Raw genomic sequence first — 14,513 nt, 5'->3', positions numbered from 1 at the left:
GGTTGATTTCATCGGCAAGAATGAGGTTGGCGAAAATCGGGCCTTTCTTGGTGGTGAACTGGCCGTTGCGTTGATCGTAGATCAGCGTTCCAATCAAATCCGCCGGCAGCAAGTCCGGGGTGAATTGAATGCGTTGAAACTTGGTTTGAACCGCGGCAGACAGGGTTTTCACCGCCAGGGTTTTCGCCAGGCCCGGCACGCCTTCCAGCAGAATGTGCCCGTTGCTGAGCAGGCCCACCAGCAGGCGTTCGACCATGTATTTCTGCCCGACAATGACTTTGGAAATTTCCTTGGTAAGTTTTTCGATGAATGCGCTTTCGCGTCGAATCTTTTCATTAATCGCTTGAATGTCGACGTTCATTACACCTCCGATTGAGTCCCTGCAAGAATTTTATAGAGTGCGGATTAAACGGCTAAAGCGGCACGCGAGTGTATTGCGTGGTTCGTTTCTGATCAACTGCCCTCTCCGGATGCGGCATTTTTGGCGTTATTTCACCGCCGGCGCGACAATCTCCGCCGGCTTCAAGTTCGCGCGCAGAAAATTCTCCGTTAAGGCGTAAGCCCGCGCGAGACGGCTGGGATCGCCGCCGGCGCCGGAAAATTTAACCACATCGCTAGTTTGCAAAACTTCCTCCACTTGCATGACTTGATTGAGATCCGCCGTGAGCGGACGAAAAGCGGCAACCACTTCCGCGGAAGTAATGCCCTGCGCTGGAATATCAAAGCGTTTCTGCAGATAGTTGCGCAACAACTTTGACAGCGCCGTGAAAGCTTCTTTTGCATCAAGCGCATTGAGATCGACGGACGCTTGCAATTCCTCCAGGAATTCTTCCTCGATCGGTTTGGCAATTTGCGCGGCTTGTCTTGCCCGCTCGGCTTTTTGTTTGCGCGTTTGCCAATAGAAATAAGCCAGGCCGCCCACCATTGCAAGGCCGGCAACAATTCCAAAAATCAAACCCAACGGCGTTTCACCCGGCTCCGCAACCGCGTCGATGATTTGCACGCTCAAACGTGTTGTGTGTAAATCATGCTTTTCATTTGTACGTTTGTCGAGATAACTCACGCGCAACGGCTCGACATAACCCATGCCCAAGCCTTCGGGTTTGAGCGTGTATTCAAACGTTTTGATTGCCGTATTAACCCCGTTTTCAAGTCCAACCCAGTTGGAGGAGGCAGAACCCGTGAGCTTGAAATTCGACAGGCGCGGCGCTTCCGGTGGGTCAAATTCAACTTGCGACAAATCGCCGCGCCACGTGAGCTGAACCACGCAAGTCGCGGCGCGATTCAGCGGCGTTTCCTGCGGCGAAATCGAAGCGTTGAGCTTGATCTCGAGGCTTTCTTGTGCCCGGGCAATCTGCCCCGCGAAAGAGAATGCGATCAAACAAATGAGGACGGAAGTGTATCGCATGGGTTGAGCGACTTCGTTCTTGCGAGCAAGCTGTTACAGCGGAATAGCTTTTATGGCGTACTTGCACGCGTGGTTAAACTTGCGCTGCAAAATTTTTCGTGCAACAATAAAAAAAGCCGCGACGAAACTTTGGCGTATTCCAGCCTGCCAAAAGAATGACATCGGGCTTGTTAGACGGAAACTCAGCAAAAAAAGTTTTACGGCTTGACATTCGGGCCGGTCTGTGATTTCTTCTGCGCCGCGCCATTCACGGAAGCCGGCTCGGCAGGCTTGTCTGCCGAATCGGTAAAGAGATTAAGCTCGCTGATGTCCTGGCCGAGATGCTCCAATTCCCAATCGACCGAGGGCGTCAATTCGTGCGCGGGGTATTTGTCTTTGAACGCCGTGTAAGCGAGACGCGCCTTGTCGAGATCTTTGATGTGATTGGCGTAGATATATCCGATCATGAACTGCGCTTGCGGCACGTGCGGGCTTTGCGGAAAATCGGCGATCAACCGCTGAAAGGCATCCACCGCGCGTTGGTATTGCTGCTGGTTGTTCAGGCAAATCATGCCGATCTTTTGCAGCATTTCGTCGATGCCCGCGCTTTTGGGAAAACGCTGCACCAGCGCCTGCGACAGCACCAAAGCCGCGTTAAAATCCTGCTGCTTTTCATAATTTTGAATCTCGGCGCGCAGTTCCGCCTCGCCCAGGCCGTTGGCCTTCTTCAGTTGCGCCAGCTTGGCCTGTACTTCCTCGAGTTGGGCGCTTTGGGGATACTGCTCATTGAGTTTTTTGTAGTGCTTCTCTGCCTGGGTAAACTCGCCGGCAAGCTCTGCTGCTTTGGCTTTGGTGTAGAGCTGCTCTTCGCTCAGCTTTTCGCCGCATGCTATAATGAGAAGGCTCGTTGCTAACAACCCGCTCAGAAGCCTTGTGATTGACATCGCAACCTCCGCTGGTGTGATCGAATTTCTAAAAAAGCGGGAAAATCTAAGGAGTGAACGCCATAAAATCAAGCGAATTCTGCCTAAAACAAAAAAGGCGAGATCACTCTCGCCTTTTTGTTTTGCCAACTCACGGGCAATGCTTAGTTCTTGCCAGCGCCTTCGTCCACCACTTCGAAATCGGCCTCTTCGACCTTGCCTTTGCCGCCGGGGGAGCCGTTGGGGCCGGCTTGTTTGCCGGCAGCGCTGGCAGCTTCGTACATCTTGGTCGAGACTTGATTCCAAATGGTGTTCAATTCTTCGCTGGCGGCTTTCAGCTCTTCGGCGCGCTCGGTTTTCATGGTGTCGCGAATCTTCTTCACGGCATTTTCCAGGCGTTCTTTCGAGGCGGCGTCGAGCTTGTCGCCCATGTCGCGAATATTCTTCTCGGTTTGATACACGAGTTGATCGGCGCGGTTGCGCGTTTCGACCAGCTCGCGCTTCTTTTTATCTTCTGCGGCATGATCGCGCGCATCGCGTTCCATCTTTGAGATTTCATCCTTGCTCAAGCCCGTTGAGGCCTCGATACGAATCGATTGTTCCTTGCCCGTGGCTTTATCTTTTGCGCCGACATGCAGAATGCCGTTGGCATCGATGTCGAAGGTGACTTCGATTTGCGGCACGCCGCGCGGCGCCGGCGGAATACCGTCGAGAATGAAGCGGCCCAGCGTGCGGTTATCGATCGCCATTTCACGTTCGCCTTGCAACACATGAATCTCGACTTGCGTCTGGCTATCCGCGGCCGTGGAAAAAATTTCCGATTTCTTGCACGGAATCGTGGTGTTGCGCTCGATCAACTTTGTGGTCACGCCGCCGAGTGTTTCTATACCCAGCGACAACGGCGTCACGTCGAGCAACAATACATCTTTCACATCGCCGGCCAGCACGCCGCCTTGAATCGCGGCGCCCACCGCCACCACTTCATCCGGATTCACGCCGCGATGCGGCTCTTTGTTGAAGAGACGGCGCACGATTTCCTGAATTTTCGGCATGCGCGTCGAACCGCCCACGAGCACCACTTCGTCAATTTCATTCGGGCGCAGATCCGAATCGCGCAGCGCGGCTTCGCAGGGCCCGACGGTGCGCTCGAACAAATCGTCGCAAAGCTGCTCGAAGCGCGAGCGCGTGAGCGTGATCTGCATGTGTTTCGGGCCGGCATTGGTCGCCGTGATAAACGGCAAATTGATGTCGGTTTGCATTACCGTCGACAACTCGCATTTCGATTTCTCCGCCGCTTCTTTCAGGCGTTGCAGCGCCATGGGATCTTTCGAGAGATCGACGCCTTCCTGTTTCTTGAATTCTGCGACCAGCCAATCGATGATGCGCTGATCAAAATCGTCGCCGCCGAGATGGGTATCGCCATTGGTGGCTTTTACTTCGAACACGCCGTCGCCGATTTCGAGAATACTGATGTCGAACGTGCCGCCGCCCAAATCGAACACCGCAATCTTCTCATCTTTCTTCTTATCCAAACCATAAGCCAGGGAGGCCGCGGTCGGCTCGTTGATAATGCGCTTCACCGTCAAACCGGAAATCTCTCCGGCTTCTTTGGTGGCTTGCCGCTGGCTGTCATTGAAGTACGCCGGCACCGTGATCACCGCTTCCGTGACTTTCTCGCCCAAATAATCTTCGGCGGTCTGTTTCATCTTTTGCAAAACCATCGCCGAGATTTCCTGCGGGGTGTATTCTTTGTCGCCAATGCGCACCACGGCAACGTCATTTTTGCCCGACACCACGGCATAGGGCACGGATTCACGTTCACGTTTGACCTCGCTGTGGCGGCGGCCCATGAAACGCTTGATCGAGTAGATCGTGTTGGTGGGGTTGGTGATGGCCTGACGCTTCGCCACTTGCCCGACGAGACGCTCGCCGGTTTTTGAGAATGCTACCACAGAAGGCGTCGTCCGTGCGCCTTCAGAATTGGGAATGACCACCGGCTCGCCGCCTTCCATAACAGCGACGCAAGAGTTGGTTGTTCCCAAGTCAATTCCGATAATTTTGCCCATTGCTAAAATCCTCCAAGACAAGAATCAATGATGGTGATATTTAATTTCGAGACTTTGCAAAATGTGTAACGAATCTCACTATCAATAAACAAATGGCATGCCACGCGCGATCGCATGCGTCTTGATATTGTTTATAAATGCTTTAAACTAGGTGAGATTTCTCGAGGTGGGAACTCGTTTAGGTCTTTTTTTCAGAGAGATGACAGGTTGTCAGCAAAAGGGGACGGCCTTGTTTTTAGCAAGGCCGTCAATAACGAAGTCGCTGGCTCGACAAAAAGAATTAATCTTCCGGGGGGCCGACAGAGCGGCGGCGTTCATAGGCGGCTTGTGCATCGCGGGTGCGCGGGGTCCATGGCATGGCCTCTAAACGCGCCTCCGGTATCTCCTTGCCGGTGTCGATGCAGTAGCCATACGTGCCTTCCTTGATGCGTTTCAGTGCATCTTCAATTTCGGAGAGGATATCGGTATCCTTGGTCAGCAAGCCGGAAATATACTCGCGGTCACGATCGAGCTTGGCCGACTCTTCAAATTCGGCGCTGCGCGTCGTGGTCGAGCCTTCGAAATCGTCCTCGTTTTGATTGAGCGCGCGCAAAATGCGATCGCGTTCCTGCAACAATCGTGACTTGTAATGTTCGAGTTTCTTTTTGTCCATGTAATCTGCCTTTCCTAGGACAAGTTCAATGTTCAAAAACGGCGGTGAATCTAATCATTCCGGCGCTTCAAAGCAACAAAGAAATTGGCGTCGCCGCGCGCAATGCGCAATAAAACGACTTTCCGGTCTTTGGCCTGATCCAGCACACGACGGTATTCCGCCGCAGATTTGACCGGCTTGCGGTCAACCTCCTTGATCACATCGCCGGGCCGGATGCCTTCTTCATCTGCCTGGCTGCCGCTCTCGACTTCGACGACCACAACACCAGATTCCTCTTGAATATCGAATTCATTGGCCAAATTCTCGCTCAAGTCTGCCACCGCCAAACCCAGCTCCATGCTGCGCGTTTCCGTGGAAGTCAGCTCCTCATTTGGGTCTTCCGGGCGTTCGCCGAGCTTGACTGTGACCGTTCGTTCACGGCCGTCGCGAATCAATTTAACTTGCACCGCGGTTCCGGGGCGAAAACCGGCAATAAAATTCATCAAATGATTTTGATCGCGCATCGGCGTGCCGTCAATCGCAACGATGAAATCCCCGTCGCGCACGCCGGCTTTGAATGCCGGGCTGCTGGGAATCACCTCACGCACCAACGCGCCGTCCGTCGAGGGCAAATTCATTTCTTGGGCAATTTCTTGATCGACGCTGGAAATATTGACGCCCAGCCAACCGCGCACGACTTTGCCGGTTTCGATGAGCTGGGTCATAATCTGGCGCGCGAGATTGATCGGAATCGCAAAGCCGATACCGACATTGCCGCCGCCCCAGCCGCCGGAAACGATGGCTGTATTAATGCCCACCAGTTCTCCGCGCAGGTTTACCAATGCGCCGCCGCTGTTGCCGGGATTGATCGCGGCATCGGTTTGAATGAAATCTTCATAATCAACTTCACCCACGCCGACTTGATTTCTGCCTTTGCCGCTCACGATGCCCGCGGTAACCGAGTGCGCAAGATGAATGGAAAACGGACTGCCCACAGCCATAACCAGCTCGCCGACTTCCAGGGCATCCGAATTTCCCAGCCGGGCAACCGGCAAATTCTTCGCATCGATCTTGATCACGGCGAGATCGGTTTTGGGATCAGCGCCGACGACCGTGGCTTTGTAATTCTTTTTGTCGATCAGCACCGCAATGGCGTCGGATTCGCGAATGACGTGGTTATTGGTGAGAATGTAACCCTCCGGGCTGATAATCACGCCGGAGCCCAGGCCGTCCTGGCGGAACTCGCGCGGACGGCGTTTGCGCCACCAATCTTCGTGGAAAAACTCGGTGAGCGGGTTGCGCACGCGCACGACTTTCTCGCTGGTGATGCTGACCACAGTGGGCATGACGCGCTTTGCTACGGAAACATAAGCCTTGCTGGTGGCGGCCAAATCTGCAACGTCGCCGGACAAATCATCTTCATTTGAAGCCGCCTCGCTGGCGTTGGCAGCGAGCTTGAATTCCGGCTTGCTCTCCGCGATGCCGGGTTTGGTCCACTCGAAATTCGAGGCGACGATCAAACCCACAATCGCTCCGAGAAACAGCATGAGCGACATGACGCCGATGGTTTTATGTTTTGACATAACCCCTTCTCCTGAGTAAGAATGGTAAAACCGTCCGGTCGCTCCGAGCTTCCGGAGAGAATAGAAAGATCATGTTTTGCCGCTGCGATAGAACCGAATGTGGGCTTTTTCCAGCGTCGCCAGGCCCTCGGCAATCGCGCCGTCGATGACGGCCAGAAAATTCTCAAGTTTCTCGCGGGTATCGACAATTTCGACAATGATGGGCAAATCTTCCGAGAGCCGCTCGATTTTGAAGGTATGAATGCGGCTGTGCGCGCCGAATCCCATCATGCCGCGCAAGACCGTGGCGCCCGCCAAACCGTGCGCACGCGCTTGCAGCACGATCCATTCAAACAAAGGCCGGCCCTCATACTTGTCGCTTTCGCCGATGAAAACGCGCAGCAAATAACCTTCTTCCGGCAATGCCATGGTCACCTCCAAATGGCATGAGCGAGTATGCGGCCGAGCCAGACGCTGGCGAGACCAAACACAACATGCATGCCCAGGTTGAACAACGCCGGCACGTTTTCTCCGTCACGCAAGAGGTTCATGGTTTCGTTGCCGAACGTTGAAAACGTGGTGAAGCCGCCCAAAAATCCGGTAAAAATCAGCAGGCGCGACTCTGCGGTAAACAAGCTGCGGCTCTCCGCCAATTGCGACAAAAACCCGATGAACAAGCATCCCGCGAGATTAACAACCAGCGTGCCGTAAGGAAACACGACGTTTTTGGTCAATTGTTGCACGTATCCGCTTACAAGATAACGCAAAACCGAACCGGCAAAGCCGCCGACGCCTACCAAAATTATTTTGAGCATGAGGCTTCCTTAAAAATAAAATTCGGTAGGAGTCATCAGCGTGGGCGTTTAAGGGCGGACTCCATCGCCGCATGTTTTGAAAGAGCCGGGTTACACAATTTTAATAAACTGATCCCCTAAACGATTTGGGGTTCTCGCGCCATAGTTTTTCAGGCGAAATACCGTGCCTTTCTTCGTGCCCGGCGGCACATTCAGCTCGACTTGTTTGCCTTCGATGGTGGGAATGCGCACGCGTGTCCCGGCTTGCAGGTCTTGATCGGCAACACGCGCTTCATAAAAAACATCGGCGCCGGCGCGCGTGAAATGGGGATGCGGCTCGACCTCCACGGTAATGATCACATCGCCGGCCGGGCCGAAGGAATTCTCCGACGCCAAGCCGCGCAAGCGCAGTTGATGCCCGGTTTCCACGCCCGCAGGCAATTTGATCCGAATTTTCTTCTTCGAAGAGATTTGGCCGCTGCCGTTGCAGCGATTGCAGGGCGCGTACCCCTCCTGACCTTTGCCCTGGCACACCGGACACATTTTTTTCTGCCGCACCGAGATTGTGCGCTCGGCCCCGCGCATGGCCTCAACAAATGAAATTCTTATTCTGCCGGTGATGTTGCGCGGCGCGCTGTGCGCCGGCGAAGGCTCGGTATAAAAACCGTTAAAACCGAAGAGATCGCGCAGCAAATCGGAAAACGCGAATCCCTGGCCGCCTTGTGCGAAAAACGAACCGAACGCGCCGTGATTGCCCATGCCGGACATGCCGTAGCCGTGGCTGCGCAGAAATTCCGGATCAAACGAAAACCATTCGCCATTGGTGGTGGAATCCGGACGGCCGTAAAAACGCAACTGATCGTATTTATGGCGTTTCTCCGGATCGCCGACAATGTCATACGCCTCGTTGATTTCTTTGAAGCGTTCTTCGGCGGCGCGGTCGCCCGGATTGGCATCCGGATGAAACTGCTTCGCCAGCCGGCGATAGGATTTCTTGATCTCGTCTTGTCCCGCCTTCTCGCTCACGCCAAGAATTTTGTAGTAGTCTTTGAATCGCATGTTGTGGCCGTTACCGCCTCTGACTCCTACTGCAGAGGCGACATTTTATATGAACCTGTGACAGATTGACATCTTTTAAGCAATTTAACTGTCCAAACTAAGCAAGCAATATGCCAATATTATTACCAAAATGTTTCACTAATTTTTATGAGTTTGCTCGCTTCCGCTCTCATAGAGTTTTTTCCCTTCTGCCAGTATGACTCAAGAGCGGATGATTTGACAGCAAAAGTGAATCGCCGGTTCATTCAAGCCATCCTGTGAAACGCAAGATTTTTTTGTCCGTTCCGGCGCTGTCCGGTTGGAGATTGGGAAAGTTATTTAATCGTGGATCCATAGAACCTGAATTTTGCAGGAAGGTTGCTATTCATCAAAGCTCGACAGTCCGCTGCGCACAATTCCGTTCAAAGTTCGAATTAAATTCTGAAAGTTTTTTGGTCCACAAAATTGAAGTCCCACAGAAAAAGTTTTTTGCTTCTGCGGGATTTTCACTTTTGTGGGTGGAATATAAGGCTGTTCGCAGAGCTGTGATTTTCAATGTGCCCGAAAGCTGGCGTAGATTACAGTACAACAAAATCTCTAAAACGGAGTGAAGAGAGAAAAAATCTCCGTTATCTCTGTTTGCTCTTGTTTTGGTTTTTATCGAACTCGAGCCGACCAGGAGAACCGGGGTCTCAAACGTGCCTAAAATCTACGTTAATTTTTTGCTGGCAGCCATCTTTGTTGAGGCGGTCCGAAGGCTTGCCATTATTGGCTCATTTGAAAGCTGCGCTGGAATTTGGACGGGCGAAAACGCGCCACATTTTCGAATCTTTTCCTGTTCAATCCTGAAACAGATGTTCGGCGAATACACAGAGTTATAGCAAGGCCGGCAGGCTTCGCAGAACCTAAGCACTTGATAATTCGATCACATTTTAGCGGTGTCACATGCGGGCATCACTGGCATATGCTTTGCGCTAGGCCGGTTCGTTATTTAGCAGAGGAATTGCGACTGCATTGCAAGTTCAGTTTAACAGGGAGCCTACAGTGAACCAACCACGAATCTCAGGTGATACTCAAATGTCATGCATGCCCTCCAAGCATTGGCTGCGTCGGGTTATTGTGCAGATGTGCCTGCTCGCGACCGCGCTTTTTTTCACCGGCGCGGCGCACGCACAAACGAAAATCATGCCGCTCGGCAACTCGATTACCGAAGGCACCGGCTCGTCCAACAATGCCGGTTTCCGGTATTATCTCTACAACCTGCTGAGCAATGCCAACGTGCCGTTCGATTTTGTCGGCTCGTTGCAAGACGGCACCGGTTTCGCGGATACGGATCATGAAGGCCACAGCGGCTTTCGCGCCGAGCAGCTCGACGTGACGACGTACCTCAATACCTACGATCCGGATTATGTGCTGCTGGAAGTCGGTACGAATGATATTTCGCTGAATGAAACCGCAACGCAAGTGCGCGATGATATTGCCGCAATTCTCGACGCGATTCACGCGCAAGATCCCGCCATTAAGACGTTTCTCTCCACCGTTGTGCCGCGCAAAGACAGCGCAGCGAGACAAACCACCACGGAAAATCTCAACGCGTTGCTGGCCACGCTGGTAACCGCAAAAGCCGCAGCCGGGCAGAGCGTGGTGTTGGTGGATAACGCCGGCCGCATTATGGCCGACGCGAATTGGGAAACGACCCTCATGAAGGATAATCTGCATCCCAATGACGCCGGCTACGAGCTGATGGCCGTCGAGTTTTACAATGCGATTCAGGGATTGGCGCCCACGGTGGATGATTTCTTTGATGATTTCAATACCGGGCCGTTGAGCGCAAACTGGACGGCGCATCCCGGTTTTCAAGTGCAGAGCAACCAGTTGGTGAACACCTCCACCGTCGATGCGTGGAACAATCATCTCGCCATTCCCAACGTGATCACCAACTCCAATGTATTGGAATTCTCCTACGGCAGCCTGTCGAATGAGGAAGGTCGCTATTTCACCGGCGCCGCGCTGTTGCTCAACAATGCCACCACGGATGCCAGCGGCTATTTGTTGCTGCGCAATGCCACCAGCGTGCGTTTATTCACGATTGTCGATGGCGTGCCCGGCGCTGCGGTCGCGACCGTGAACGGCAGCGTTACAACGCCGCCGCAAGCGGGCGACAAGCTGCGCGTGGAATGGCGCAGCGACGATGCCGGCCATCATTTCGTGGTTTATTTGAATGATCAACTCGATGCGATCATCGACGATCCGGCCAAACTGCAGGGCAATTCCGTCACAACGTATGCCGGCATGATGGTACACGGCAACACCACGGACGGCGTTGATGATTTTCATTTGTTCAAGCAAATCGACAATACCCCTCCGGCTTTTGTCACTAACTTGAGCGCAACCAATGTCACCTCCGCAACAGCGGATTTGCGCTGGACGGCGCCGGGCGATGACGGCAACACCGGCACCGCGCGTTCTTATGACTTGCGTTATTCCACCTCGAACATCACCGAAAGCAATTTCGACAGCGCGACGCAAGTTTCCGGGCTCGGCAATCCCAAACCGGCCGGCAGTACCGAAACCTTCACCGCCGGCGGTTTGCAGAGCGGCACGAGATATTATTTTGCCCTGAAAACCGTCGATGAAATCGGCAACAAATCCAGCTTGTCGAATGTGTTGACTGTGACCACCACGACGCTGACGCTCAGCGTCGATACCTTCAATCGCCCCGGCCCGGGCCTGGGAACGAATTGGGCGAGCGATCCGCGCTTGCAAATCATCAACAATAATGAAGTCCAGCACACGGCCACGATCGACATTTGGACGACGGCGGTTTATAAACTGGCGCGCAACGCGCAGGAAGTCAGCATCACCTGGGGTGATAATGCCACGGTTTTTGGCGCGAACTTTTCCGGCGTGCTTGTGATGGCCGACAGTTTCAGCAGCGCGCCCAACGGCTACATGATTCAGCATTCGAACGAGCGCACCAGGACGCGCTTGTGGCATGTGCAAAACGGCGATCTCACCACGATGATTGACGAGGGCAATGCCTTTGGCCCGAACACCACCGCCGGCAGCCAGATGAAAGTTATCGTGCGCAAAGAAGCCAGCGCGCACTTTTTCGATGTTTACATCAACGGCATATTTGACCGCACGCTTTCCGATCCCGCCAAGCTTGAAAACGGATCGTATAGCGGTTTTGTGCTGGAAAGCACGCTGGCCGCCGAAAATGCGATTACGCGCTTCGAAGCAGGCGTACAACCCAGCGCGCCCTCCAAGCTGCTGGTGGTCAGCGGCAGCGGCCAGACCGGCCGTGTGATGCAAAAGCTCGCGAATCCGCTGCGCGTTTCATTGTTCGACAGCTTTGATAACCCTGTGCCGGGTGCGGAAGTGAATTTTATCGCCACAGTTGGGCAGGCGAGCTTCAGCGGCTCGGACAGCAATATCCGCATCGAAGCGGAATCCGGCCAGATCACCGCGCCGTTGATTACGCAAGATGACGCGGAAGCTTCAGGCGGCAAATATCTCGTTTATCCCGAGCCGCAGGATGAAGCCGGTTCGGCCATCTACACGTTCACGATTCCGGTGAGCGGCACATATTACATTTGGACGCGCAGCTTGACGCCGGGTGAAAGCGGCGCAAACTCGTGGACCGTTCGCGTTGATGGCGGCAGTCCATTCATCTATGATGTTTTTCAGGGCCAGCGTTCCAATACCTGGCAATGGGATTTACTGAGCGAACGCGGCAGCGGCAATCCCGGCAATCCGCAGTCCGATCCCAAGACTTATAATTGGAATGCCGGTCAGCACACCATCGTGGTGGAAGGCCGCTTCGATCGTACGCGTTTGGATAAGTTCTTGATCACCAGCAACGCCAGCTACATCCCGCAAGGCAAAGAAGAAGGCGGCAGCCGCACCGATGACAACGGCATTGCCAGCACGGAAGTGACGCTCGGCCAAATCGCCGGGCCGATCAAAGTGGAGGCCAATTTTGGCGGCCTGTTGCCGGCGTTATTCAATTTAACCGCGCGGCCTGGTTTGCCGGGCGGCTTGGCGCAAGCCACGGGCAGCGGTCAATCCGGCGCCGCTGGCCAGTTTTTGGCTCAACCCTTCACCGTTGCTGTTACGGATAGCTTCGGAAATCCCACCGACAATGGCCGCGTTTCGTGGGTGGTGACGGAGGGTAATGGTACACTTTCAAACTATCGCGTGATTAGCGATTCCACCGGCCTGGCTTCGGTGTTATTCGCGCCCGGCAACAGTTCGGCGCAGAATAAAGTCGAAGCGCGCGCGGCCTTCACCACGCAGAAGCTCGAATACACGGCGCAAACGACCAGCGGCGTCGCAGCCGCGGCGGAAGCCATAAGCGGCTCCGGCCAAACCGGCGGCGTGGTAACCACGTTACCGGCGCCTTTGGTGGTGCACGTTGCAGACGCCGGCGGCCAGAACGTGGCGAATTTTCCGGTGGAATTTGAAACCGTGCGCGGCGGCGGCACGACCACCGGCCACAATATCGTTGAAAATGGCGGATTCGAACGCGGCAACAACGGCTTGCCGTCACAATGGACATTGGAAGGCTCGCCGACGACGGATGAAGTTCGATTGAACACCACCAATCCGCACAGCGGCGCGCGCAGTTTGTTTATTAATGCCAACCGCAACGGCGTCGGCGCTTCGCAAGTGATTTCTTATGCGGCAAACGCAAGCTACACGCTTTCGTTCTGGGCCAAAGTCGACAGCGGCGTGTTGCGCGTATCGTGGCGCATGAACGATGCTTCCGGCAATCAACAGGAAACCATCGTCGACGTGACGCCGGAGGCCACCGGCAACGATTGGCAGTTTTACACGATCACCGCGACGAATCAACAAGCCGCCAACCGTTCCTTGTATTTCAGAACACTCACGAACGGCAGATTTCGCATCGATGATGTCAAAGTGGTGCGCAATACCGGCGCCGATGGCCGCCTCGCGGTCAATTGGACGCTGGGCGACACCGTCGGCACGCAGCAGGTCCGGGCGCTGGCGCAAAATGCCGGCGGCACAAATCTTAACGGATCACCGCTGCTGTTCTCGGCGCAGGCCACAGTTGGCGCTGCCGCGAAGCTGGCGGAAATCAGCGGCAACAATCAATTGGGCACCGCCGGTTTGCCATTGGGTGCGCCGTTTGTGGTGAAGGTAACGGATCTCGCCGGCAACGCCATCGCCAACAGCAATGTTCTGTTTGAAGTGATGCAAGGCGGCGGCTCGTTGGCGGGCGCGACTGCAGACACCGTTGCCACGGATGCGCAAGGCCTGGCAAGTGTGACACTCACGCTTGGCGCCAATGCGGCGCTCACCAATCAAGTGCGCGCGAGTGCGAGCGGCTTGACCGGCAGTCCCATCCTCTTTTCGGCGAGCGCCGGCGTTCCGGCCCGGCTTGCCAAAACCGCGGGCGATGGCCAGGTTGGCACCGCCGGCATGTTGGCGCCTGCCAATCTTGTCGTGAAAATTACCGATGCCAGCAATAAGGCAATTTCAGGCGCTGCCGTCACATTTACAGTGCAGCAGGGCAATGGCGCCATCAACGGAAATGCCACTGCAATCATTCGCAGCGACGCCAACGGCGAGGCCAAAGCGCCGTTCGTGCTTGGCCCGACCGCCGGCGGTGAAAATCGCGTGCGCGCCAGCGCCGAGTTCAATGGCCAGGCTTTGCAAGGCTCGCCGCAGAATTTCACGGTGCGCGCAGCCGCGCTTAGAGAAATGACCCTGGTTTCAGGCAACAATCAAACCGGCATTGCCGGCGAGCAGCTTGCCAATCCGTTCAGAGTTGCGTTGTTTGACACGCTGAATCACGGCGTGCCGCAGCAAGATGTGACGTTTACGGTTATCGAAGGCAACGGCAAACTTGAGAATGGCGCTGCCACCCGCACAGTCAAAACCGACTCTACCGGCCGGGCGCAGGTAAAGCTCACGCTGGGTTCGCAGATTGGCGTGAACAACAATAAAGTGCGCGCGCAAGCCGCACAAACGCTGCCCGGTTCGCCGCAGATTTTCCAGGCGAGCGCGCAAGTAGGCCCGGCGTTTGTGTTGAAAGAGATTTCTGGAGACAGCCTTTCCGGCGTGGTGAATAACCCGCTGCAAG

At 54.8% G+C, this 14,513-nt stretch carries 10 protein-coding genes; 1 reads left to right on the top strand and 9 read right to left on the bottom strand.

All coding sequences use genetic code 11. From position 1 onward, the window contains the following. The 9 genes from FBQ85_15075 to FBQ85_15035 form a co-directional block, all read right to left on the bottom strand. A partial coding sequence (locus FBQ85_15075) for an ATPase (GenBank protein MDL1876472.1) occupies positions 1–361 on the bottom strand: 361 nt, incomplete at its 3' end. Between the two features lie 126 nt (positions 362–487). Next, complete coding sequence (locus tag FBQ85_15070; protein ID MDL1876471.1) at positions 488–1,408, bottom strand: hypothetical protein; 921 nt, start codon at positions 1,406–1,408, stop codon at positions 488–490. Positions 1,409–1,605: 197 nt separating this feature from the next. After that, positions 1,606–2,331 (bottom strand): tetratricopeptide repeat protein, encoded by a 726-nt coding sequence (locus FBQ85_15065; protein MDL1876470.1) that lies wholly within the window; start codon positions 2,329–2,331, stop codon positions 1,606–1,608. A 143-nt stretch (positions 2,332–2,474) separates the two neighbouring features. Beyond that, positions 2,475–4,376 carry a molecular chaperone DnaK gene (gene dnaK, locus FBQ85_15060; GenBank protein ID MDL1876469.1) on the bottom strand — a complete coding sequence of 634 codons (1,902 nt, stop codon included), beginning with the start codon at positions 4,374–4,376 and terminating at the stop codon, positions 2,475–2,477. 280 nt (positions 4,377–4,656) lie between these two features. After that, positions 4,657–5,028, bottom strand: coding sequence for a TraR/DksA family transcriptional regulator (locus FBQ85_15055; GenBank protein MDL1876468.1), 372 nt, complete (start codon positions 5,026–5,028; stop codon positions 4,657–4,659). Positions 5,029–5,078: 50 nt separating this feature from the next. Beyond that, a complete protein-coding gene (locus FBQ85_15050; protein ID MDL1876467.1) occupies positions 5,079–6,590 on the bottom strand; it encodes a Do family serine endopeptidase in 1,512 nt (503 codons plus the stop codon). 69 nt (positions 6,591–6,659) lie between these two features. After that, positions 6,660–6,998 carry a DUF190 domain-containing protein gene (locus FBQ85_15045; GenBank protein ID MDL1876466.1) on the bottom strand — a complete coding sequence of 113 codons (339 nt, stop codon included), beginning with the start codon at positions 6,996–6,998 and terminating at the stop codon, positions 6,660–6,662. A gap of 2 nt (positions 6,999–7,000) precedes the next feature. Further along, on the bottom strand, positions 7,001–7,384 hold the full coding sequence (gene crcB, locus FBQ85_15040) for a fluoride efflux transporter CrcB (protein MDL1876465.1): 384 nt from the start codon (positions 7,382–7,384) through the stop codon (positions 7,001–7,003). 90 nt (positions 7,385–7,474) lie between these two features. Beyond that, positions 7,475–8,422, bottom strand: a complete 948-nt coding sequence (locus FBQ85_15035) for a J domain-containing protein (GenBank protein ID MDL1876464.1) — start codon at positions 8,420–8,422, stop codon at positions 7,475–7,477. Between the two features lie 1,056 nt (positions 8,423–9,478). On the opposite strand from FBQ85_15035, the gene FBQ85_15030 reads away from it, so the two are divergent. Beyond that, a partial coding sequence (locus tag FBQ85_15030) for a hypothetical protein (GenBank protein MDL1876463.1) occupies positions 9,479–14,513 on the top strand: 5,035 nt, incomplete at its 3' end.

This window comes from Cytophagia bacterium CHB2 (assembly GCA_030263535.1).
Classification (GTDB): Bacteria; Zhuqueibacterota; Zhuqueibacteria; order Zhuqueibacterales; family Zhuqueibacteraceae; genus Coneutiohabitans.
This window is presented reverse-complemented; position numbering and strand designations above follow the sequence as displayed.

What these genes read in the sequence shown, in the direction of transcription:
- FBQ85_15070 (MDL1876471.1), bottom strand. Translation starts at nt 1,408, where the DNA reads ATGCGATACACTTCCGTCCTCATTTGTTTGATCGCATTCTCTTTCGCG.
- FBQ85_15065 (MDL1876470.1), bottom strand. Translation starts at nt 2,331, where the DNA reads ATGTCAATCACAAGGCTTCTGAGCGGGTTGTTAGCAACGAGCCTTCTC.
- dnaK (MDL1876469.1), bottom strand. Translation starts at nt 4,376, where the DNA reads ATGGGCAAAATTATCGGAATTGACTTGGGAACAACCAACTCTTGCGTC.
- FBQ85_15055 (MDL1876468.1), bottom strand. Translation starts at nt 5,028, where the DNA reads ATGGACAAAAAGAAACTCGAACATTACAAGTCACGATTGTTGCAGGAA.
- FBQ85_15050 (MDL1876467.1), bottom strand. Translation starts at nt 6,590, where the DNA reads ATGTCAAAACATAAAACCATCGGCGTCATGTCGCTCATGCTGTTTCTC.
- FBQ85_15045 (MDL1876466.1), bottom strand. Translation starts at nt 6,998, where the DNA reads ATGGCATTGCCGGAAGAAGGTTATTTGCTGCGCGTTTTCATCGGCGAA.
- crcB (MDL1876465.1), bottom strand. Translation starts at nt 7,384, where the DNA reads ATGCTCAAAATAATTTTGGTAGGCGTCGGCGGCTTTGCCGGTTCGGTT.
- FBQ85_15035 (MDL1876464.1), bottom strand. Translation starts at nt 8,422, where the DNA reads ATGCGATTCAAAGACTACTACAAAATTCTTGGCGTGAGCGAGAAGGCG.